The sequence below is a fragment of the Luteitalea pratensis genome (genome assembly GCF_001618865.1).
GTDB classification, from domain to species: Bacteria; Acidobacteriota; Vicinamibacteria; order Vicinamibacterales; family Vicinamibacteraceae; genus Luteitalea; species Luteitalea pratensis.
Genome location: NZ_CP015136.1, coordinates 4,851,393 through 4,872,909, shown reverse-complemented (window position 1 = coordinate 4,872,909; position 21,517 = coordinate 4,851,393). Strand labels below are relative to the sequence as shown.

Sequence of the window (21,517 nt, the reverse complement as noted above, 5' to 3'; positions counted from 1 at the left end):
AATCGTCTTCGGCTCGCCGTATACAAGGCAAGCATCGCGCGACGACGCCAAGGCGCCGTCTGAGGAAGGCCTTGCTCCGAGCGTCAACCGGCTGAAAGCTGTGACAGGGCGAGTACCGCACTCACAGATCCGAGGCTCCTATGCGCAGCAAATCCGAGATCTTGGATGGGTTTCAAGTCTCTTTGCCGTGACCGGCGTCAACACGATCTCGTTCGCGATCGACGCCGACACGCAGGCGCGAAAGGGCCTGCTCGGCTTTGCCGTCGCGCGCGCGGATCCGACCGAGGACGAGCGCTTCTTCATGTTCGGGTTCAAGGTGTTCAAGTCGCTGGTCCCCAAGCCTGACGAGGTCACCACGTTCCAGCACCCGGTGCAGAGTTTCGTGTGGGACGACTTCACCGCGAAGCCAGATCGCGACTACACGTATACGTTTCATCCGTTGCGGGGCAAGCCCAAGAACATCGACCGCAACGCGACGCCCGTTCTCATCACCGTGCACACCGAGCCGCTCTTCAGCACGAAGGAGCACGACATCTTCTTCAATCGCGGCGTGGCGAGCAGCCAGGCGTACGTCCGCCAGTTCGGCAACAAGAAGCCAGATGACCCGACCTTGAGCAGGGAGGAACAGGAGCGGGCGATCCAGTGGCTCACGCGCGAGCTCGACGAAGCGATTCTCAGGTTCATCCGCTCCGCCCAGGCTGGCGACGCGTTGCGCTGCTGCTTCTACGAATTCCGGTATCTGCCGGTCGCGCAGGCGCTCAAGAAGGCGATCGACCGGGGCGTCGACGTGCGGATCATCTGTGACGGCAAGGACAACGGCGCGCCAGCCAGGCGACCTGGCGTGCGCTCGGCCTTCGAGGGTCAGTGCCACGTCCGGGCCCGATCGACTGAGATCGCCCGATGTCTTCAAGTTGGGGCACGCGGCGACGCACTCCCGATCGAGCACTCGCAACCGGTCGTCGGCTCCGGTGAGGGCTCATGGGAATACGCGGATGACGTCCGCCCCCCTTGCCGACGACGATCTCTTTGAGGCCGCGCGACTCCTGTTCTGCGGTCGGTCTCCGGCGATCGAGTTCGATCTCGGCCCTCAATGCCGGGGCGAACGTCGGGCCGTCGTTGTTCACGAAGTCCAGGTTCAGGACGATGCGTACGGATTGCCCTTGGCCATCTTGTCGCTGACCGTCGAGAGTGTCTCGACACGGACCGCGTTCGAGGCGCGCGATCGCGTGATCACCGACGTGCAAACGCTCGGCCGACGCCGATCGCAGAAGGCCTGGGGCTACCATCGACAGCCCCGGGTGGAGAACGCCGTCTTCCGCTAAACTCCGTCATGGCGATGGGCCTTCGCGCACGGAGTAAAGGAGGCCGGGACATGGAGGGGAGCCTTGTGCCGTGTCCTGGGATCGGATGACTGCGCTGGGCAGGCCCCAGTCGTCGCCGCTTAGTCGGTGACGCGGCCGCACGTTGGGATACTGCGAGTCTGGTGTCGAGCCATGCACCCGCCCCGCGGTGGTGACCTAATTCGAACTCATGGCGCACGTTCAATGTGTCAACGCTGGCTCGTTGGCAGGCCGCTACTCTTGCGCTCGCGACTTGCCTGATTCATTGATCCTGGCGCGTGCGGCGCCGCCAGAAGACCGCGTCGGGCCAGCGCTGCACGCGCCCGTAATAGGCCGACCGGTCGCGGCGGTACTGCCCGTCCCGCGCCTCGACCTCGTCAGCGTAATCGCGGCAAATTGCGCCCGCGTCGCCGCCCTGTAGGATCGCATGGACCGCGCGCGCCACGCGCGATCCGGACTGCAACGCGTTCTCGATGCCTTGCCCCGACAAGGGATCCCAGGCGGAAACGGCGTCGCCGGCGGCCATCCACCCGGGCCCGTGACAGGCCGCCGAGCGATAGCTGTCGGCCGCGAACACCCGGAGGGCACCTGGCATGGTGACGGTGCCGAGCATCGGCGCAAACGACGTTAGGTGCGCGATCCGCTGTTTGGTCTGCTGCGAGCCGAGGAACTGCTCGCGCCAGTAGCGGCTGATGCCGTCGCGGCCTTTTTCTCGAGGCACGCGATCGGCATCCGTGAAGAACGTGATCGTCCAGGGACCACCGGGTGTCGGTGCCGAATACCACCAGCCCTCCGGGGTCGCCTCGATCCAGATCCGCTGATCGACGGAGGCGAGAGGCTCGCCGGCGGGTACGAGCGCCGCCAGCCCGATGAGACGATCGAGCCGGCCGCGCCGCCCGCCGCACGCCACGGGATGTCGGCCGCGTCCGGTCGCGACAATCAGGACGCGCGCCCGGACCGGGACGGTCCGGGTTTCGTCGCGCAGCGAGGCGGACCAGCACGCGGCTCCTGAGGCGCGTGCCGCCGTGAGTCGCTGCGCGTCCACCAGGCGCAGGCCGTCCAGCACCTCGGCGCCAGCCACGGCGGCCGCTTCACGCAGCCGATGGTCGAAGCGCCACCGGTCGATATGCCACGCGGGCCCCCACGGATCGAAGACGCTGTCCTGTTCGATCGGGTTCTCGGCATCCCACCACGCCACGGTGCCGGGCGACGGCACGTGACCGTCCTGGAGAAAAGTGGACCAGAGGCCGAGCGCGCGCAGCGTCGCGCGCGAGGCGGATGGCAGCGTCTCGCCTGTGCGCGCGTGCACGGAGGCACGCGGCTGCGCCCGGTGCAGGAGGCACACGCGCCATCCGCACTGTGCGAGGCCGAGCGCGGCGGTCGCGCCGGCCGGCCCACCACCGACGATCAACGCATCGTAGGAGCAGTTGCCCACGGGTCGTGCTTCTAGAGCGTCGGATCGCGCTCCGTCTCCAGCAACATCGTCCCAGACGCGTTTGCACGCGAACGCACGATGCCGAGCCGGTGCCAACCGTCGACCATGTCTCGATCGGTGCCGTCCTGGACGCCGGAGATCCCGCGCGCCCAATCCACCATCGTCGTCGCCGCGTTCTCCGGACGCACGTGATCCGGGCGTTGTGCCGGCCACCACCCGATGAATCCCTGCATCTCCCACGTGCAGGCGTGGAAGTCTGCCTGCCAGGGCAGGGCGTTGCCGGCTGTCAACTGGCCTGGCCGCATGGTCCGCGCGATGCGGAACGGCTCTTCGTAGGTCCCCGGATCCTTCATGACTTGGCCGACCTCGATGCCGGGGAAGAAAGCGCCGCCCGAGCAGGATTCCAATGCAGCGCGATCGAGCGCGTCCGGCAACAGATCGGGCGGCGGCGGTGGATTCTGGAGATCACCGGTGAAGTTTCCCGCCGCCCACTGCAGCAACATCGTGTACTGGACCGAGGTCACGGGAAGGACCCGCGCATCGTTGTGCTCGTCGTGGAGCCGCGGCATCCAGCGCCGCGCGTGGGACTCGACGGGCGGCGGGATCGGGCTCTGCGTGCTGTCGCGCAGCCGATCGAGGAGGAACTGCGCCTCGGCGGGAGGGTTCGCCGGATTGGCCAATGCACTCCAGTCCGAGGCGAAGTTCCCAGGACGCGACCCTGAGTGTCCGCCGTTCGCGAACCGGTTGACCCATTGGTAGTCGACCGCGCGCTGCAGAATGGGCTGGATGTCGCGCACGAACGACGGCGTTGCCGGCATTGAGCGTTGTCCCTCGCGCACGGCGACGTCGAAGGCGACGTCGTACAACGTCACCAGGTTCTTGATCTCAGGCGCGAAGTCCGCCGGACCGACGATCACCCACGCGGGCTCGGCGGTCACCATGTCGCCGGACGCGAACCGGATCGTGGCCTCTACTGGACCGTCCGCGGTGTCGTCGAACCAGCCGTCGCTGTCGGCGAATCCCTGGATCGGCCGCTCCGGATTCGGCTGTGGCGGAACCGAGTCCGACTCACCGTGTCCGCCGCACACGAGCAGGCGGCCGAAGCTGTCGGTTCTGATGTCCCCAAGCGGTACTACCGTCTCCTTGAACGACCCCGTATCGAAGGGCGCCGGCGGCGCCGAGCGGCCTGAGACGGATCGAGGCCCCGGATCGATGATCAGGGCGCCGTCCTGCTCATCGTTGCCAGTGGCCTGGTTACGCCGGCCGCCACTCGGCTTCGCGAAATTGGGGGCGGCCCCCTTTCGATTCACCAGGTGCACCGTCCAGGTAATCTCGCCGGTCTCGGGGCCAAGCTCTCGCGCGGTCGTGAGGATTCCAGCGTCGTCGCGCTCGCACTCGAACAGACGAAAGCGTGCGGCCTGCCGCTTGAGCCGCCCGCCCGCATCGCGATAGCGATCGGGCGGCGGCAGGCCTGGCTCCGGGGCCACAAAGAACTCCTCGCTCGGTCCGAGGCGAGCGATGCCGATGGCGGGATGAATCTCGATTCTCGTGGGCATGTGTCAGTCCTCGTCCGCGTCGCCGCGGCTAGGTGTTCACGTTCACGGTTACCGTCTCAATCGAAAGCACGGCGGTGGGTCTTGTGGCTCCCGGGGATCGGCGTCTGAACGCGCAAGTGCCGGGCGCTCAACGCGAACATCGCGTCGATGGCATCGTCGCGGCGGTGGCGGACCGCTTCGTCCACACGACGATTGTGAAGTCCGGTCGAACCGCGTCCACGTCGTTGCCCGCTTTTTGCGGTGACGTGTTCGAGTGACGAACGCCGCGTCCAGCGCATCGTAGAATCTGCATGCAGGTCGGCAACTGCAGGCTCCTTCGTCGATCGATTTACATCGAGGTCCGCGGCCTCACAACGAGCCCGCTGCCCGGCGTCACCCAGACGCGTGACGCTGCACTCACATATTGGACAAGTCCGGGCATCTTATCAGTTTCCAGACAAGCGACAGCGAGACGATCGAAGCCGCCCGCGATGCTCGTGATGATGCCGGGACGCGCGAGCGCTCCTCCCGGCGCGCCCCGGCGCTCCGCTTATTTGCGGCATCCATGGCCCGAAGTCGCCATCGCGGTTCCTACCCCGGCTGCGTGGTTCGAGATCCTTCAAAGAGCTGCCCACACCGTGCGAATCACCATGACGCAGCGTTGTCTTGTGTGTAGGAAGCGCACAAGTAATCGCAAGGGGAGACATCAATGTTGAAGACTCTCGCACGAAGCATCGCAATTCTAAGCCTGAGCTGGGCTCTCACATCGGCGAATGTTCAAGCGCAATGTGAGGCCCCGCCAAACCTGAACGGTCAATGGCACGCGAACGACGGCGGAAGCTATGAGGTTCGCATTACAGGCACTAACGTCTTCTGGACTGGAAAGAGCGCTGATAACGGCAAGTCATGGACAAATGTCTTCAAAGGTACCCTGAAGGGCGGCGTCATCACCGGCGAGTGGGCCGATGTGGGCGGGCGCAATCATGGATCGGGAACGCTGACCTTGCGGGTCAGAGGGACTGATTTCATGGAACGTATTCGTGCCACCGGCAGTGGATTTGCCGGTACGCGCTGGAGCAGGGGTGGATGTCCCGACACGCAGTAGCTCACGCGTAAAGATGGTCAAAGTTCATTGTGCGTGGGTGATGTTCGCGAAATGGGGCTGACCGACCGCCTCGACTGAATGATGGGCGCTCCCGGGGAAACGGTCATCGAGAGCGCTCCCGAAACCGGCATACGATACGGTTGACTTCCGATCCTGGAGGTCCCAGAACAGCTCGCCATGTTTCGGTCCTGGAGGGTAGGATGACCTCGGCACCATTCGACCCCGAGGAATTCTGGGAGGACCTGCTGGCGTTCATCGAGGACGGCCGGGTTCTGCCGGTTGTGGGCCCCGAGCTGCTCACCGTTGAATCCGGCGGCACGCAGACGTTCCTTTACCGCGTCGTCGCCGAGCGGCTCCTGAACAAGTACGGCATGTCCGCGGCAAGTTTGCCGGACGGCGCGGTTCTTCGTGACAGTCACGAGCTGAACGACGCCGTGTGCGTGCTGGCAGCCGCGGGACGTCGAATCAGGGACCTGTACCGGCCGATCAACGACATCCTCCAGAAGCTCATCGCCGAGGAACAGGCCGTCCTCACGCCGCTGCGCGAGCTCGCCTCGATCCGGCATTTCGACCTGTTTGCGTCTACTACCCCGGACCACCTGCTGGTGCAGACACTCGACGCGGTCCGCTTCGGTGGCATGCGGCAGACCGACGAGATCGAGTACGCGCCAAAGCTGCCGACCGACCGGCGCCGCGACATGCCCGAAATGCCGTCGTCCAAATACACGGCCGTGTTCTACCTGTTCGGAAAGGCCGATGTCTCTCCGTTCTACGCCATTCACGACGAAGACGTTCTCGAGTTCGCGTATACGATGCAGGCCGGCAATGCGCCGGAGCACATGTTCTCGGAGCTGCGCAGCCGCAACCTGCTCTTTTTGGGCTGCGGGTTTTCAGACTGGCTCAGTCGCTTCTTCCTCCGCCTGTCGAACTCGGAACGGCTTTTCTCCGACCAGCGGACGAAGAAGGAGTTCTTCGCCGGGGATCGCGGGATGGCTGATGTCAACTTCACGGTCTTCCTGGAGCGCTTCAGCCAGGACTCGCGCTCGTACGACATGGACGCCCGCGCATTCGTCGCGGAGCTGCATCGCCGGTGGGTGATGCGCAATCCGGACGAGGCGGCGCCTGCGCCGGCTGCAGCGCAGCCTGGCGAGTCCGCCGCGACCTCCTCCAGCGGCACGATCTTCGTCAGTTACTCGAGCGAGGACCTCGGCGCCGCGAAGCAGCTCGTTGCCGAGCTCGAAGAGATTGGCGGGGACGTCGCCTGGTTCGACAAGAGCGCACTCAAGCCGGGAGACAGATGGGACGAGCGCCTCAAGAGCGCCGTGCAGCGGTGCAGTCTGTTCCTGCCCTTGCTCTCGGGCAATACCGAGCGGCGCACCGAAGGGTACTTTCGACTGGAGTGGAGCGAAGCGGCCGACCGCGCCCGTAAGATCCAGGGACGCAAGTTCATCTTTCCCACCGTGATCGATCCGGACTATGCCGGCGCGATGCAGGCGTATGGCCTGGTTCCCGAAGCATTCAAGGCGTTCCAGTTTGCGCACGCACCGGCGGGACGGCTCTCGGACGCCCTCAAGTCGGAGCTCCGCGACCAGCTTCGCAGCCTGAGGCGGGGCAAGGCGCAGTGACTGCCAGGGCCAGCGCTGCGATCGATGAGGACAACCCGTGGCCGGGACTCGGGTCCTTCGACGAGGCAGCCGAGCGGTTCTTCAATGGTCGTCAGATCGAATCTGCGGAGTTGCGCCGTCTGGTTCTGGGTGCGCCGCTGACGGTGTTGTTCGGTGCGTCGGGTCTGGGCAAGACGTCGCTGCTGCACGCCGGCCTGTTCCCGGCGCTTCGCAAGGAGCATTACCTTCCCATCTACATCCGGCTCGACGTGCGTGACGAGAGCGCGCCGCTCATAGAGCAGGTCAAGCTGGCGTTGTTGGCCCAGTTCCGCCAGCGGCGGATCGACGCCCCTGGCATCGCCCCCGACGAGTCGTTGTGGACATATCTCCACCGGCCGGGCCTCGAGTTATGGAGCGAACAGAACCAGCTCCTCTCGCCGGTGTTGGTTCTCGACCAGTTCGAGGAGGTCTTCACGCTCGGAGCGGAGAACCCCACTGGCATCGGGCGACTCCGTGTCGACCTCGCCGATCTCATCGAAAACCGCATGCCCGCAGAGTGGGCCCGGCGGCTGGCGCAAGGCGAAGTCGCGGAAGACGAATTGTCCCTGGACAGTCAACGCTACAAGGTAATTTTGAGCTTTCGCGAGGACTTCCTTCCCGCCATCGAGGGTTGGAGGCGGGAGGTGCCATCACTCCTGCGCAATCGTCTCAGGCTGCTGCCGATGTCTGGTGAGCAGGCCTTCGAGGCTGTTTACACCACGGCTGCCAGGCTCGTGGACGAGCCGCTCGCCCGGGACATCGTCCGGTTCGTGGCGGCTGCGCAGGACGGCTCCGGCCGCCAGAATCCGGAGAGCCTGAGCGACTTGGGGGTGGAACCGGCGCTCTTGAGCCTGGTGTGCCACGGATTGAACGAGAAGCGCAAGGCGCAGGGCAAGGGCCGGTTCGACGCGGCCCTGCTCAGTGGGACCGGCCAAGCAGTGATCGCTGACTACTACGACAGGGCGGTCGGCGATTTACCGGATCGCACTCAGCGGTTCATCGAAAACGAGCTCATCACCGAGCGGGGCTTTCGCAAGGCCTGTGACGTGGATGATGCGCGCAGCATCCACGGCGTGACCGATCGCGAGCTGCGGCTGCTCGTCGACAGGAGGCTGTTGCGCATCGAGCCGCAACGGGGCACGGAACGCGTGGAACTCACGCACGATCTGCTCACGGGGGTCGTGCGAGCCCACCGCAGCACGCAGCGCGAGAGGGTCAGAAGTCGTCGTCAGCGTCGGCGCATGGCTCTGTTCGCCGCTGCCGTCGTGCTGCTGGTGTCACTGGTCGCGCTGTTCGGCCGGCTGTACATCAGGGCCGACGCGGCCCGTCAGGACGCGGAGCGCCAGGCGGCGAACGCCGAGGGGCGGAGACTCGCCACGGAGGCGCTGTACCGGTTCGATGCTTCGCAAGAGGGACTTGAACTCAGCGGTGCGCTGGCGGCACTCGCGATGGCCGTCGCGCCGAGCACGGAAGGGTGGAAAGCACTGGCGCAGGTTGTCCGGCTCATTCCTGCCGCACCGGCCAGGTTCCCGAACGCTCACCAGGCGCCGGTTCAGGCCCTGACATTTACCGTCGACGGGCGCTTGATGGCCTCCGCCGCGCAGGACGGCAGCGCCGTGCTCTGGGATGTGTCGAACGCCATGCGGAAGACAGTCTTGCAAGGGAGATTTCCTTCCGCCCCGTCGGGGTTCGGACTTGCGCTCGCCCCGGACGGTCGATGGCTCGCGGCTGGTGGCATGGGATCGCTGTGGATCTGGAACACGGCCACTGCAGTCCCCACGGAGCCGCCCATCGAACACGACAACCTGATCAGGTCTGTTGCCTTCAGCCCCGATGGACAGCACATGGCCACGGCGACCCTGGGCTCGGGCCTGGTCAGGGTGTTCGAACGAACCGGTGACGACTGGCACGAGCTCCCCGGCTCGGTGGCGGCAACGACCGTGTACCAAGCGAACAGCGTGACCTTCGTCGCCAACGGCTTGCTGGCGATCGCGGGGACGCATGGGAGCCCCCACCAGCACGGCGTCTGGTTCTGGAATCTGGACACGGGGTCGGAGGCATTCGTTCGTGCGGGCAATCCGACGTGGAACGAGGGCAAGTGCGGGGCACTTGCCCTCAGCGCTGACGCGAAGACGCTGGCCGCACTCTGTAGCGGAGGACTGTTGGTCGCGAACCGGGAAGAGGAGGGCTTCCGGACCTCAGACGCCTCGCGTAAGGACGCGGGCAGCTCCGAGGTGTCGGACGGCCTTTCTCTCAGTCCCGACGGGCACTACGTGGCGGCCGTGAGTGGCGGGGTCATTCACGTATTCGGGAAGCAGAACGAGCAGGAAATTCGCCGGATGAGCGGGCCGGCGATTGCTGTGGCCTTCCGGCCGGACGGACAGACGCTCGCGGCCGGGCTGAGGGACGGGTCGATCGCCTTGTGGCCAATGACGAAAGGGACCGAGGCGATCCACGTGCACATCGACGGGCTGCCGTCCGCACTCGTCTTCAGTCCCGACGAACGCTGGCTCGTCACCGCAGGAAATGACGAGACCGTTCGGGTCGTCGACATCTCACATGCCAACGCAAGCCGGACGCTGCATGCGATCCGAATCGGGTCGGAACTCGGCCGTCCAGTGTTCAGCCCTGATGGTCGCTTCCTCCTGACACCCGCACACGCGGGCGCCGAGGTGTTCGACACGAGCGGCTGGAAAAAGCTGTCGCCGAACGGATTGCCCGGCGAGATCACCGCCGCCACGTTCAGTCCGGACAGTCGCCTGCTGGTCACGGTGGGCCCGCAAGGCATCCGCTGTTTCGAGACGACCACGTGGCACTCGGCGAGGCCCTCCCTCGCCGGCCACTTCGAGACGATCAGGTTCAGTCCGGACGGTCGGTTCCTGGCCGCTTTCAGCGAGCGCAATCTGCAACATCAAGGATCCCTGGACTCCACAACGGTGTGGAGCGCGGCCACAGGCATCCAGGTGGCCTCCCTGGAGAAAGTCGTCGGGCCGTTCGACCAACCGGCAAAAGCGAGCGGCGATCAACGGCTGGTCGTCGCGTCTGCAACATGGCCCAGTGCTGCCGACAGCTCGATTACTGGTCGGCCGATCGGCCGCGTCCGCAGCGATCGCGCGATTAGTCCGGATCACACCCTGCAGGCGTCTCCCGACGGATCGACGCTGGACCTGACCGAAGCAACGTCGAAGCGGACCATCGCGCGCCTGGAGCATGGCAGCGACATCGTCGACGCGGTGTTCAGCGCCCGAGGACAGTGGCTTGCGACGTCGGCCCGTGACGGCACCGTCCGACTGTGGCCGCTACGTTCGCAAGCAATCCTGGAGCAGGCGTGCAGGCTCTTGCCGCGCAATCTCACACCCGACGAATGGAAGGAGTTCAAAGTGGATGGTCCGTACCGGAAGGCCTGCCCTGCTCTTCCGTAAGCCGTTTTGCACTGCGGCCCTGGCGCGGCGGGGTATGCCGGCAAGGCACCCTGCCTCGGCTGGCGATCACGAACACGTCCTGCAACTGCCGGTCGCCGTTGCGAGCAGCTTTCATCGCGAAGGCGCACGACTTCGAAGTCAAGCGCTGAGCGGCACCTCGGCTTGGCTGAGCTGAGTGCCAGCCGGCGCGTTTCTCCCTACGGCGACCCGCGCGTCGGGCGGCGGCTGAGCCGGCGCCATGACGTGCGGCAAAAGCCTGATGGGTTCGCATTCCGCACGCCGCAGCGCGAGTTGTCGCCAGCTGCCAGAGGCGGCGTGTGCCTTGGGCATTGACCTGGTAGCGATGATGACGGCATGAGCATCACACTCCGCCGGCAGCAACGCTATGACCATCGGCTACGGGAGCTCGTCCAACGCACAGGCGAGCTCCGCCTCGCCACGGATCACGGCGTCCCGCGATCGACGGCGCGTGGATGGCTCGCCGCCGCGCCGAATATCTTGGTGAGTCTGCATACAGCAGAAGTGACGGAGCCGGAACTTCGCCATGAAATCCTGGCGCTACAGCGACGCGTCCAGAAGCTCGCGGCCCTGCTCCGGCTGGCGCTCGCCGTGCGACCACGCGACGAGCGTAGGCTCAGCGGGGAGCGTCTGCCGGACGGACCGGCCAAAGCGCGAATCCTGCGTGCGGTGGATCGCGCTCGCACGTGCATCTCGCTGCGAGGGATCCTGCGGTTCCTGCATCTGTCGCCGAGCCGGTTTCACGCCTGGCGCCGAAGGCAGCACACATGTGCGCTCGACGATCACCGATCGTGTCCTCGCACGTCACCGAATCGACTGACGCGCGGGAGGTCCGCGCGATCGAAGGCATGGTGACGTCGCCGGCTTACCGTCACGTGCCGACCCGGACGCTCGCGGTGCTCGCGCAGCGGCTCGGCACCGTCTGCGCGTCGCCCTCGACCTGGTACCGCCTCGTGCGGACGCACGCATGGCGACGCCCACGGCTCCGCGTCCATCCTCAGAAGCCGCACGTGGGCCTGCGCACGACGCGTCCGAACGAGATGTGGCACATCGATACCAGCGTGATTCGTCGCCTCGACGGCACGCGAGCCTACGTGCACGCCGTCATCGACAACTTCTCACGAAGAATTCTGGGATGGCACGTGGCCGGTGCGTTCGCACCGGGCAACAGCGTGGCCGTACTCCTCGCCGCCAGTGAGCGCGCTTCGCCGTGAGAACCTGTCCCCGTCGTGCTGGCCGACGCGGGCGTGGAGAAACGTCAACGCGCAGATCGATGCACTGCTCGCCACGGGCGTGCTTCGGCGTCTACTGGCCATGACGGAGCTGAAATTCTCGAACTCCATGATCGAAGCCTGGTGGCGCTCCCTAAAGCATCACTGGCTGTTCTTGTACGCGCTCGACAGCGTAGCCACGGTTCGCCGGCTGGTGGCGTTCTACGTCGACGAGCACAATCGGGTGCTGCCACACTCGGCATTCCGCGGCCAGACGCCGGACGAGATGTACTTCGGGACGGGGGACGCGATCTCGGCGGAACTCGCATCACGCGCGGACGCCGCACGCCGAGCACGTCTGAAGGAGAACCGAGCGATGACCTGCGAAACGTGCCCGGTACTGAATGCGACGGTGTAAACGCCAGACACGGGGCAGGCCACCCACCTCAGGGCTCGCCGTTCACGCGGCACCGCCCGCCGGACTCGTCGGCCGCGCACATGGACGCAGCACCATGTCCCAGATTCCGTCAAATGCCTCGTCGCCTGTTCTCGGGCATGGACGACGAGAACTCGCGCAGGAAAGTGCAGGATCTCCGTGCACGCAGCCCGGACGCCATTCGAGGGCTGATCAAGAGCATCCACCTCGAACCGGACGGTGGACGGCTGAAAATCACGTTGGTAGGGGAGTTGGCAGGCATGCTGAGTGCCGCCAGAGACACCAAGAGGTCGCCAGATACGGGCGACCTCTTAGTCCAAATTCAGTGGGTTGCGGGGGCGCGCAGCCCACTGGATTTGGAGCTTCCGTTGACGGTGGCCGAACTGCTCGCGGTCTCTTGACGCCTCCGAGTCGACAACGACACGCGCTGCCAAGCGACCGACTGCTGTGCTGTGCGCCACGCCACCGTATCCTCGTCGTTCAGATGAGCTGTCGGTGCGGGCATCCGTCGTCCGTTGGCCGACACTCCTATCTCGGCGAGGAAAGGCACGAGGGTTCGAATCCCACCCTCTCCGCCATACACACCTCCAGCGTCACGGCACCATGCCTATTTCTCGCCTACCTGGATGAACGCAATTCGCCGGCGAAACCTTACAGCGTGAGCACCAAACACCGAGGCCGACGTCGCGCCACGAACGCTTGGCCTGCGCTCAGCGGCAAGGATCGTCAAGCTTGCGGCCTACTTGGATGAACGCCAAACGAGGGCGAATCCCTACCGGGAATCGGCGCGCCATTCTCCTAACGCCGAACCGGCGCCGGCGACCCCCCGCACACAAAACCGAGCCGCTATGCAGCGCCGGGGGAACGTCAACCGACACTACGTATCGGTCGGCGAGGAGTCTTCACCGTCCATCGCGGCCGATTGTACCGGCGCGCGCAGAATTCTGTTCTCGCTGGCCGGTCGCCGCGCGCAACAAGGCTGAATCCCCTCGCCTGACGCAAGGGCTCGAGGACGACGACGCGTTCACGCCGCGGAAGCCGAAGAATGTTCCCCGGTGACCTCGAGTCTATCGAGGCCAACCAAGGGGCTCTCCTGCGAAATGAGGTGATGCCGTTGGTGCCGTAGTCGGCGGGTTCATCGAGCTGAACCCGGCCGAGAGCGCCGAAGCCAAAGCTGCCCGGGGAAATCGGCACCGCCCTTGTCTCTGGCGGGCCTCTGCTCGAAACCGTGCAAGTTCAAAACGCGTGCGCTCCGCGGAGGCGCGGCTGGCTCCCTCCCTCAAGGCGATTCCGGGCAACGGCAAACGTCGTGGCCTTCTGGTCGGCCGACGTCGATCAGCTACAATCAAACGCAAAGTTCTGGGGCATCAACCATGCCAATCGCGGTACCAGCCTGGTTCGACGACGTCGACATCACGGATTGGGCGGACGTACAGCCCGAAGAGCTCCTCGAGAAGCGCCGCGAACATGTGGATAGACATGCCGCCGCTCGCGCTTTCAAGTATTCACGCGCAACGGCATCGTTGCTGTACGACGAGATCGGTTTCCGCTGGACGGCCGCCGTTCCTGTGCGAGGCGAGGTCCCATTGCAGACGATCGACTCCGCGCGACTGCGGCACACTGAAGCCGCACGTCAGTCGTGCGACCTGTACGATCTACACGCTGCAGAGCAGGAACGGCTGGGGCACCGTCCGCTCGACCTTCCTCCGAACGCCGGATTTACGTGGCAGCGGCGAGGAAAGCTCATCGATTTCATTGCGAATGAGGACGGCGAAGCCGTCCGTCGGGGTGAAGTCTGGAGATTCCCTGTTTCCGCGCTGCCGAGCGGGTTGATGGCAGGAGCGGACGTTAGTGACTCTCCGCGCCTGCCGACGCAGCGTGGCAGGGCGAACGTGCCAGGCGTGCATTGGCTGCCCTTCCTCGAACTGCTCGAAGCCGGTTATTTCAAGCGTATGCAGCAATGGCGCGGTCGTCTGGTCGACGTCACCGCGCCCGGCTGTTTCTATTGCTTTGTTTCGCACCGTTGGCTAGCAGTGACAGAGCCTGATCCCGAAGGCCGACAAGCCGCGTTTCTCGCATGGCAGATGTTCGCGCACCTGTGCGAGGCCGTGCGCGTTGCGAGAATCCGGGGGCTGCAGTCGCCGCGCAAGTTCATTGCCCAGATGTCAACACCGGTCGGGCCCTCTGGATCCAGTCTTGCGGAGGCACTGCTCGTGAATGTGCTGCGTCCGGCCGGCCGCGATGGCCTCATCGAGCAGGCCTGGCACGAAGCGCTGGTCGAGGAGCACCTGATCGCCGCCTATGCCACGGCGACCGCGGATCAGGACGTGGGTCTGACGAAGTTGTCGAACCTGCTCCGCAAGCGCCCAGCGTTGCGCTCACTGTGCGAACGGGTCTTTCTCTGGTACGACTACAGTTGCCTGCCACAGCCGCCTCGAAGCGCCGACGACGAGCGGTTCTTTCGCCGGGCCTTGCCGCACCTGCCTTCGATTCAGCTGCTCGGCCGAACCGCCATTCTGCTCGATGATGCGGAAGACTACCTCTCGCGTGCATGGTGTGCGTTGGAGGCTGTCGTCGCGGATCCCGGCGACACGACCGATCTTCTTGTCGGCTCGAAGCGAACCAATCTGCGCAGCGGGTCTGTTGAGCTCCATTTCGAGAATCTGCTCTTGGACCGTCCGCACATACAATGGCGCGCTGTGCTCGATACCGAGGTGTTCAGAGTGCAGCGGCCCGAACAGTGCATGGCCCGCCTGAACCTGAGCGCGACCGATCCCACCGATATTGCGTTGATCTACGAGAGCCTGCGCAGGCTGAGCGCGCCGCGCAAGATCCACTCCGACGCGATGGAAGTCGTTACCGGCGTTGTCCCGCTTCCTGTGACCGAGCATCGGCGGGTTCTCGTACCTCGCGTATCTCGAGACTCCGTAAAGATGACGGGGAAAGCGCGATGGTCACTGAACTGGACCGGAGCGCTCGAACTCGAATCGTGCTGGGGGCCTGACGATGACGCGATGAGTATCACGCCTTTCCTGCCGCTTCATGGCGCTGTTCCTGCGCAGGATCGTCGTCCGCGGTGCCACGTCGTGGTCATTGCGGCCTGCGAGGGCGAAGCGGTCCTCTTGAGCAACTGGGTGCGTGCGAAGCGCGGTGAACTCGAAGAACTGCTCGGCAGTGTGCTGCAGAGCCTGTCGTGGCTGGCCACGGATGTCGCGCCTGTCGGGCACTTCGTCCAGGGAACGCTTCAGGCCGTGGCTGTTGACTGCCCCCAGTGGATTGTCGTTGCTTCCGAGGCGCGCTTCATCAGTTGCAATGTGACGGCCATCATCCTGGCGCTTCTCTGCCGAGCGAAAGCGCGTTGCTTCGCCTTTGCCATCGACGCTCATGAAGACAACGTCGCCGAGCTGGAACTGGCCGGTACGGGCCAGCCCTCGGACGGCGGCGACATCGAACTGTTCGGGGTCACGTTCCCAAGACATGCCGGCGGCCTGTTGAGGTCCAGCCTCGTCGAGTACCTGGTGGCGGAGCGTCCCGCCGGGCAGGACGCCGATTCGCCCGATGCCCCGGCCACGGGGTAATCATGTTCCGCCTTTTCCGACGACACGCCACCATCACTGATCCGGAGACGTTGCGCGACGCTCTGTTCTCCGCGATGGAACGAGATGACGAGAAGGAGTTCATGCGTCTGTGCAGCGACAACCGCCGTCTTGTGGTGGACTCCTTTGAACTGTGGCAGAAGGTGCCCGCAGCGATCCTGGATCGCCCCCAGGAGGTGACCGTATATGTGACCCGCCTGCTGAAGATCGCCCAGTACTTCATGTCCATCGGCGAACCTGCCCTTCTGGCACACCTCATCGGAAACCGTGACGACACTCCCGCCGATCGCTGGCGCGAGACAATGAGCGAGGCGCATGCCCGAGCCGTGGCAGGCGATTATTCACAGAGCAAGGACCTGCTGCTCGGAGTGCTTTCCGAGATGGAGAGCCATGAGGGCAACGCGATCGATCAGTACCGAAGTAGGGTGTACGGGCTGTTGGGGACCAATTACTTCTCGTTGCGAGACCTCCCCAATGCGCGCAAGTACACCGCGTTGGCATTGGAGGAATGCAGGCGAACAGCGGATGACGAGGGCAGCAGGACATACACGGAAAACATGTTCCTGTTCAACTCCGGGACGGAGGACGGGGACCGGGAAGTCGCAACGCCACCAGTCTTCCGATTTCGCAAGGAAATTGCCCTGGCGCAGGACCTGAGTGACGAGGCCAGGTACGACGAAAGCAACGATGTGCTCGAGGCAGTGCTCCGTGAGATGGAGGCACTCCCGGCCGGAAGCCAGGCTTCGTTCCGCGGCAAGCTGTATGGCCTGCTTGGGCTGAACTCATTCCGCCTGCGGAGAATGGCGGACGCCGCACGCTACACGGAGCTCGCCTTGAAACATTGCACGGATGACGGCGACCAGGCAGGCGTCAGAATCTATCGCGCGAATATCGCCGTCATCGCGCGCGCGCAGGAGTAGAACGACACGCGTCGCCATGCACCTCGCCCAGGTTCCGACTGTGGCAACGGTGCGCGAGGTCGACGATCATTCCGCGGCGGCGTACTTGCGGGGAACGTCGATAAGGACCGGTTCTTGCCTTAGGAAATCGTGGCTTTTGTCGTTTTGGCCGGGGCTAGAAGCCCGTATGGACTCCTCCCGGTGTGCAAGCGAATGAGCGATGACCTCTGGTCCGTCGAGTCGGCTGCGGTCGTATATCCGGCCTGTGTGCGGAGGGCGTGTCCCTCCTGGCCAACATGGATAGTCGCGCACGGCGTTGGTGCACGGCTGCTGGGTCTCCTGTTGGGTTACCGGCGGCCCCGCGGCATGATCGTGGGATGAAGTCGCGGGTGCATCCCACGTACAAGGCGCACTATCGGGTGGGGAACTGGCGGGCGTACGAGCGCGGCCTCGTCAGTCGGGGCGACGTGACGCTCTGGCTCTCGCCAGACGCCAAGGCTGGGTGGGGAGTGCCGCCGTCGGGCCGACCTGGCGGGCAGCAGTGGTTCTCGGATCTGGCCATCGAGACCGCCCTGACGCTCCGACTCGTCTTCCACTTGCCCTTGCGCCAGACGGAGGGCTTCGTCCGGTCGATCCTGACCGTGATGCGCGCCAGTCTTGACGCCCCTGACCACACGACGCTCTCTCGCCGGAGTCAATCGCTGCATGTAGCGGTGCACAACATCCCGGCGACAGGACCGCTGCACCTGATCGTCGACAGCACGGAATGCGACGCGCTCGCCGTCTTTCGAGAACGGCCCCGGCACGTCCAGACGCGTCGAGTCCGCGAATCGGCCAACACTCTGGAACACGCCGTCGGAGAGCGGTCCCTGAAGATCGATGAGGCGAAGCGCGACATCAATACGTGCGGTCGTGAATGCCAACCTGCCGGACTCACCGGGTGGCGGCCTGGACATCGATGGGCTCTCTGCACTCACGTGGAGCGCCCTGACGCCCCGATCGAGTCGATTTCCGATGGCTGGAGTCCGAAACAGCGTCTGGTCGAGGCCAGGCTCTTCGAGGACGGCGTACACGATGTCGCGTCCGTCGGGCGTCCACGAGACGCCGCTGATTTCGGTATTCCAGTTCGTGCGGCGGTGAGCTTCACCACCGGCAATGGGAGCGACATAGACATCGCCGACACCCGGCCGCTCGTATCGGATGAATGCCAGCGACCGTCCGTCTGGAGAGACGTCGAACGCCGAGCCGCCGATTCCACTGGGCGCGTGCGTGATCTGGGTACGCTTGGACGTCTCGCGGTCGATCTGGAAGATCCCATAGGGAGTGCCGGCTTCAGGCTCGCCATCCCTGACAAGCAGCGACCGGCCGTCCGGCATCCAGGCAACCATCGAACCGGAATCGCCCACTTTCTGTTCGGGCCCTCCCAGTGCCGGCACGACGAACACACCCTCGCCGACCCGGATGAATGCGATATCACGCCCGTTCGGCGACCAGGCGGGTGAGGTCTCTGCCGCGGTTGGCGTCTGTGTCAAGCGCTGACGGGAATCGCGATCGACTGCGCTGACCCATAAATCGGGGATGCCTTCAGGATTCGGCCCGGTCCACGAGAACACTACAAAGTTCCCGTCGGGTGAAATGCTGGGGGAGGACTCCAGACCGGGAAGCGACGTCACAGAAATAATGCGCGGGTCGGCAGTCTCCGCCGCCGACCCGCCCCAGCGTATGTAGGCCAATGACGCAACTCCCGCGATCAGCACGCCGGAAATCAGCGGCGTTGCCAGGCGGCGGGAGAGCGTATGGCTCAGCCGTGTCGCCCGAGGAAGAGCCCGTGGCTCTTCGGATCGTTCTCTCACTTCGGCAACGAAGCGGTAACCACGCCTGGGGACGGTCGAGATGTACTCGGGTTGGTCGTCTGCACCCAGGATCTTGCGCAGCAGGAAGATTTGCTGACTGAGGTTGCCTTCCTCGACGAAGGTTCCCGGCCACACCGTCTGCAGGAGTTCGTCCTTCGAGACGACCCGCGCCCGTTGCTCGATGAGCAACAGCAATACGTCGAACGTCTTCGGCGCCAGAGTTTGCGGAACTCCGTCGCGGTGCAGTAAGCGTGTCGAGGGATCGAGGAGGAACGGGCCGAACTCGAAAACCGCCACGCGCACCCCCTGACGTCAGGCTTCGGCGGGAATTGAGCGAACCATGAAGCGGCGTTGAGACTGGCGTGAGGACTTTGACGACCCCTCCGCTGCATTGTCGGCAACGCGAGGAGCACCGCCGGGCCGCATGCCTGCGGCCTCGTCCCGGACGGCAATTCTAGCTCAGTCGCAAGCGGCAGCCGAGGGTCGGGGGCCACTTGAATGCGGCACTTTCTGCCGGCGGGCATTCCAGAACGGAGGATCGCTATGGATAAGCGGACGTGGAACGGAAAGACGATGCTCGTGCTGGCGCTGACCCTGGTGTCACTGCTTGGACGAGAGACGCTGCGCGCTCAGGTGGAGCGATCCAGCGCGAACCAGAACGAGACACCTGAGCTCCATTCGCTGAGAGTGGTCGACTTCTTCAACCTGTTCCCGAATGTCGGCGCGTTCGTCGTGTGGGGAGAGCCCAACGACTTCGGCGCTCCTGAGGGACTCTTGACGCGCTGCACCGGCACGCTCATCGACGAGCGTGTGTTCCTGACAGCCGGTCACTGTGTCGCCTGGATCAAGGAGGTCACACTCCCTCCATCCATCAAGTTCTTCGTGACCTTCAACCCGAATGCTCGCGAGCGATCCAGCTGGCGCCCCGTCGCCAGCCACGTAGCACACCCCTCCCTGCCTCCCTGTCCTCCGCCGGATCTCTGCACGTTTCGGGGGCTCGATCCAGGGATTCTGGACATCGGCCTGATCTTCCTCAGCGAACCCGTCCGGCGCATCACGCCTGCGACGCTCGCCCGGCCCAATGCGCTGAAAGGCGATCGAGCCGACGATGCGTTGATGATTCTCCCGGGATATGGCGACCTGGACTCCGCGCCGGGCGGCGGGCCTCAGCCTGTTTCCGAATGGGATGGCTGGCGTCGAATCAAGATCTCGAAACTTCGCCGTGTCGTTGACAATGAGTGGGCGAGCTGGTCACTGCCTGGCGTCGTCTGTTTTGGAGACTCGGGTTCGCCTACCTTCCTTTACGACCCGTCACGGAATCGGCTCGGCAACGAGAACGTTGCGGTGGCGAGCGACGGCGGCGACGTATGTTTCTCGCGGGACGATCGCGCCCGCGTCGACACGCACGCGGCCCGCGAGTGGGTGCGAAGAATCATCGCACAAATGATCCCAAAGCACTGAGGGCGCAGAGCGTCGATGCTGGAGTCGTGGCCGCGGCGGCGTGGGTATGCGGGGCACCAAGACCTCGTCGCGGTCACTCCAAAGTCAGGTCGCTGCGTGTGTCGCTGAGGATGGCAGGCGAGGCCTGTCCAGGATCGCGGTGAGGCTGCGCGGCAAGCCGACGTACACCGATCCTCAGCCGAGGCTCAACCCGAGACTCAAGCTGAGGCTGCGAGCGACTCTAACCGCTTGAGCGTGTCGGGATATTTCCGCACCAGCCAAATCAAGGCGGCAGCCTGCTCGTTCGGTTTGCTCCGTCCCTGTTCCCATCGCTCGAGCGTGCGGGGGTTCACACCAATCTTGAATGCAAACACGTGACGCGACATCTTGAGCGCCTCGCGCGTCTCGCGGACAACGTCCGCGTTGATTGGCGGAACCGTGATCGGCTGCATCTCTCGTGTCCTTAAGGTGAGCCGCCCTTCGCGGTGATCCCGCATAGCCTCCACACCCGACATGAGTTCTCGGAAGAGGCTGCGCTTATTTCGTGCCACGGGTCGCTTCTTCGCTGCCATAGTTCACTTCCTTCGTAGCCGGCGGCGCGCGGCACGCCGCGCAAGTTCGGCCTCGAGAGCCGCCTTCAAAGCCCGTTTCTCAGCGGCGCTCAGGTCGGCCATTTCGTCCTTGTCGTAGAGCGTCATCAGCCAGATCTGAGCATCTGCCGAAAGGTGGTAGTAGATCACCCTGAGGCCACCACGCTTGCCCTTGCCTCGGCGCCGATCGGCCCATCGCAGCTTACGAAAGCCGCCGGTGCCCGGCATGACATCGCCCGCCTCCGGATCCCCCGCCAGGAACAGCTGCAACGCTCGATATTCATCGTCCTCCAGGTAGCCCGCGACCATCGCTGTAAACGTGGGAGCCTCGATGGACTCCACGCGATCTAGTATACGCAACTTGCGTATGAATGTCTCGCGCAAGAGGGGGAACACAGACGCGGGAGCAGTGTTCCCCCTCCCTGGCGAGCTGCTCGTTGCCAGGCGCGTGGCCTGGTCAACGTGGTTGCGAGGTGCGTTTATCCCGCGATGTTGTTTGCGGTGTGCGAATTCGCTGTGAGCGCCATCGACGGACTCGACGCAAAACACCGCGGAGCGCGGCGCACGATCGCCGCGACGAGCCGCTGCGCGTCGTCGTACGCATTCTTGCTCGCCAGGCCGCACGCGAATGGTTCGAGCGGGAAGTTGCCGCGCATGGCCGATGTTTATCGCGAGAAGGTTGGGAGTCTCTCTCGCGCGTTGGAGAGCGAGGAAAGCCGCGCAGGCGCCGTAGAGGCCATACGTGCGCTGATCGAGACCATCCTGCTCGAACCCGACGGCGAGCAACTGAAGATCACGCTGAAGGGCAAACCTGGCGGGGATGTTGAGCGCGGCCGGAGACAGCAAGAGGTCGCCAGATACCGGCGACCTCTTGGTCCAAATAAAACTGGTTGCGGGGGCGGGATTTGAACCCGCGACCTTTGGGTTATGAGCCCAACGAGCTACCAGGCTGCTCCACCCCGCGTCACGCTGAACTGGAGCGACATGCGCTCCC

The 21,517-nt window shown here is 64.7% G+C and carries 19 protein-coding genes, 1 tRNA gene and 1 pseudogene; 14 read left to right on the top strand and 7 right to left on the bottom strand.

Annotated features, from left to right (window positions below; translation table 11 throughout):
• Positions 1 to 187 precede the first annotated feature (187 nt).
• A complete protein-coding gene (locus LuPra_RS20305) occupies positions 188 to 1,030 on the top strand; it encodes a phospholipase D-like domain-containing protein (RefSeq protein ID WP_110172438.1) in 843 nt (280 codons plus the stop codon).
• Positions 1,031 to 1,160: 130 nt separating this feature from the next.
• Positions 1,161 to 1,322 carry a hypothetical protein gene (locus tag LuPra_RS32130; RefSeq protein WP_157899464.1) on the top strand — a complete coding sequence of 54 codons (162 nt, stop codon included), beginning with the start codon at positions 1,161 to 1,163 and terminating at the stop codon, positions 1,320 to 1,322.
• A gap of 280 nt (positions 1,323 to 1,602) precedes the next feature.
• Here the strand turns inward: LuPra_RS32130 and LuPra_RS20295 are convergent, their stop codons facing one another.
• A complete protein-coding gene (locus tag LuPra_RS20295; protein ID WP_157899463.1) occupies positions 1,603 to 2,775 on the bottom strand; it encodes an NAD(P)/FAD-dependent oxidoreductase in 1,173 nt (390 codons plus the stop codon).
• 11 nt (positions 2,776 to 2,786) lie between these two features.
• Positions 2,787 to 4,331, bottom strand: a complete 1,545-nt coding sequence (locus LuPra_RS32125; RefSeq protein WP_157899462.1) for a LodA/GoxA family CTQ-dependent oxidase — start codon at positions 4,329 to 4,331, stop codon at positions 2,787 to 2,789.
• A gap of 32 nt (positions 4,332 to 4,363) precedes the next feature.
• Between LuPra_RS32125 and LuPra_RS20290 the strand changes: the two genes are divergently transcribed.
• From LuPra_RS20290 to LuPra_RS20280, 4 genes are all read left to right on the top strand, one after another.
• Positions 4,364 to 4,588 carry a hypothetical protein gene (locus LuPra_RS20290; RefSeq protein ID WP_110172435.1) on the top strand — a complete coding sequence of 75 codons (225 nt, stop codon included), beginning with the start codon at positions 4,364 to 4,366 and terminating at the stop codon, positions 4,586 to 4,588.
• Positions 4,589 to 5,019: 431 nt separating this feature from the next.
• Positions 5,020 to 5,415: a hypothetical protein gene (locus LuPra_RS32120; protein ID WP_157899461.1), complete on the top strand. Its 396-nt coding sequence runs from the start codon at positions 5,020 to 5,022 to the stop codon at positions 5,413 to 5,415.
• 200 nt (positions 5,416 to 5,615) lie between these two features.
• Complete coding sequence (locus LuPra_RS20285; protein ID WP_110172434.1) at positions 5,616 to 7,040, top strand: toll/interleukin-1 receptor domain-containing protein; 1,425 nt, start codon at positions 5,616 to 5,618, stop codon at positions 7,038 to 7,040.
• Complete coding sequence (locus tag LuPra_RS20280) at positions 7,037 to 10,480, top strand: WD40 repeat domain-containing protein (RefSeq protein ID WP_110172433.1); 3,444 nt, start codon at positions 7,037 to 7,039, stop codon at positions 10,478 to 10,480. The genes LuPra_RS20285 and LuPra_RS20280 overlap by 4 nt, the downstream gene beginning before the upstream one ends.
• Positions 10,481 to 11,038: 558 nt before the next feature.
• On the opposite strand, the gene LuPra_RS20275 is transcribed toward LuPra_RS20280, so the two are convergent.
• Positions 11,039 to 11,284 (bottom strand): hypothetical protein, encoded by a 246-nt coding sequence (locus LuPra_RS20275; protein WP_110172432.1) that lies wholly within the window; start codon positions 11,282 to 11,284, stop codon positions 11,039 to 11,041.
• Positions 11,285 to 11,289: 5 nt separating this feature from the next.
• On the opposite strand from LuPra_RS20275, the gene LuPra_RS20270 reads away from it, so the two are divergent.
• The 6 genes from LuPra_RS20270 to LuPra_RS34610 all read left to right on the top strand — a co-directional run bounded on the left by LuPra_RS20270 (position 11,290) and on the right by LuPra_RS34610 (position 18,142).
• Complete coding sequence (locus LuPra_RS20270) at positions 11,290 to 11,712, top strand: DDE-type integrase/transposase/recombinase (RefSeq protein ID WP_157899460.1); 423 nt, start codon at positions 11,290 to 11,292, stop codon at positions 11,710 to 11,712.
• A complete protein-coding gene (locus LuPra_RS20265) occupies positions 11,693 to 12,127 on the top strand; it encodes an integrase core domain-containing protein (RefSeq protein ID WP_110172430.1) in 435 nt (144 codons plus the stop codon). Before LuPra_RS20270 ends, LuPra_RS20265 begins: the two co-directional genes overlap by 20 nt.
• Positions 12,128 to 12,264: 137 nt before the next feature.
• A complete protein-coding gene (locus LuPra_RS20260; RefSeq protein ID WP_157899459.1) occupies positions 12,265 to 12,546 on the top strand; it encodes a hypothetical protein in 282 nt (93 codons plus the stop codon).
• Positions 12,547 to 13,518: 972 nt separating this feature from the next.
• Positions 13,519 to 15,723, top strand: coding sequence for a hypothetical protein (locus LuPra_RS20255; RefSeq protein ID WP_110172428.1), 2,205 nt, complete (start codon positions 13,519 to 13,521; stop codon positions 15,721 to 15,723).
• A 2-nt stretch (positions 15,724 to 15,725) separates the two neighbouring features.
• Positions 15,726 to 16,661, top strand: a complete 936-nt coding sequence (locus LuPra_RS20250) for a hypothetical protein (RefSeq protein ID WP_110172427.1) — start codon at positions 15,726 to 15,728, stop codon at positions 16,659 to 16,661.
• Positions 16,662 to 16,936: 275 nt separating this feature from the next.
• Complete coding sequence (locus tag LuPra_RS34610; protein ID WP_418001418.1) at positions 16,937 to 18,142, top strand: transposase; 1,206 nt, start codon at positions 16,937 to 16,939, stop codon at positions 18,140 to 18,142.
• Between the two features lie 372 nt (positions 18,143 to 18,514).
• Here the strand turns inward: LuPra_RS34610 and LuPra_RS34605 are convergent.
• Positions 18,515 to 18,790 (bottom strand): annotated as a pseudogene (locus LuPra_RS34605) (winged helix-turn-helix domain-containing protein); the annotation flags it as partial.
• A gap of 246 nt (positions 18,791 to 19,036) precedes the next feature.
• Between LuPra_RS34605 and LuPra_RS20240 the strand changes: the two are divergent.
• Positions 19,037 to 19,954, top strand: coding sequence for a serine protease family protein (locus LuPra_RS20240; RefSeq protein ID WP_110172425.1), 918 nt, complete (start codon positions 19,037 to 19,039; stop codon positions 19,952 to 19,954).
• Positions 19,955 to 20,151: 197 nt separating this feature from the next.
• On the opposite strand, the gene LuPra_RS20235 is transcribed toward LuPra_RS20240, so the two are convergent.
• Both LuPra_RS20235 and LuPra_RS20230 read right to left on the bottom strand, forming a co-directional pair.
• Complete coding sequence (locus LuPra_RS20235; protein WP_110172424.1) at positions 20,152 to 20,505, bottom strand: helix-turn-helix domain-containing protein; 354 nt, start codon at positions 20,503 to 20,505, stop codon at positions 20,152 to 20,154.
• Positions 20,506 to 20,508: 3 nt separating this feature from the next.
• Positions 20,509 to 20,865 (bottom strand): toxin, encoded by a 357-nt coding sequence (locus LuPra_RS20230; RefSeq protein WP_157899458.1) that lies wholly within the window; start codon positions 20,863 to 20,865, stop codon positions 20,509 to 20,511.
• 147 nt (positions 20,866 to 21,012) lie between these two features.
• Here LuPra_RS20230 and LuPra_RS32115 point away from each other — a divergent pair, with 147 nt between their 5' ends.
• Positions 21,013 to 21,432, top strand: a complete 420-nt coding sequence (locus LuPra_RS32115) for a hypothetical protein (protein WP_157899457.1) — start codon at positions 21,013 to 21,015, stop codon at positions 21,430 to 21,432.
• Here the strand turns inward: LuPra_RS32115 and LuPra_RS20220 are convergent.
• Positions 21,411 to 21,487 (bottom strand) — tRNA-Met (locus LuPra_RS20220). The two genes, LuPra_RS32115 and LuPra_RS20220, sit on opposite strands and share 22 nt — an antisense overlap.
• Positions 21,488 to 21,517 lie beyond the last annotated feature (30 nt).

Bases quoted from the DNA above. Each gene is read 5' to 3' on its own strand.
- LuPra_RS34610 (WP_418001418.1), top strand. From the start codon at position 16,937: ATGGATAGTCGCGCACGGCGTTGGTGCACGGCTGCTGGGTCTCCTGTT.
- LuPra_RS32120 (WP_157899461.1), top strand. From the start codon at position 5,020: ATGTTGAAGACTCTCGCACGAAGCATCGCAATTCTAAGCCTGAGCTGG.
- LuPra_RS20250 (WP_110172427.1), top strand. From the start codon at position 15,726: ATGTTCCGCCTTTTCCGACGACACGCCACCATCACTGATCCGGAGACG.
- LuPra_RS20235 (WP_110172424.1), bottom strand. From the start codon at position 20,505: ATGGCAGCGAAGAAGCGACCCGTGGCACGAAATAAGCGCAGCCTCTTC.
- LuPra_RS20260 (WP_157899459.1), top strand. From the start codon at position 12,265: ATGGACGACGAGAACTCGCGCAGGAAAGTGCAGGATCTCCGTGCACGC.
- LuPra_RS20240 (WP_110172425.1), top strand. From the start codon at position 19,037: ATGGATAAGCGGACGTGGAACGGAAAGACGATGCTCGTGCTGGCGCTG.
- LuPra_RS32125 (WP_157899462.1), bottom strand. From the start codon at position 4,331: ATGCCCACGAGAATCGAGATTCATCCCGCCATCGGCATCGCTCGCCTC.
- LuPra_RS20285 (WP_110172434.1), top strand. From the start codon at position 5,616: ATGACCTCGGCACCATTCGACCCCGAGGAATTCTGGGAGGACCTGCTG.
- LuPra_RS32115 (WP_157899457.1), top strand. From the start codon at position 21,013: ATGTTGTTTGCGGTGTGCGAATTCGCTGTGAGCGCCATCGACGGACTC.
- LuPra_RS20255 (WP_110172428.1), top strand. From the start codon at position 13,519: ATGCCAATCGCGGTACCAGCCTGGTTCGACGACGTCGACATCACGGAT.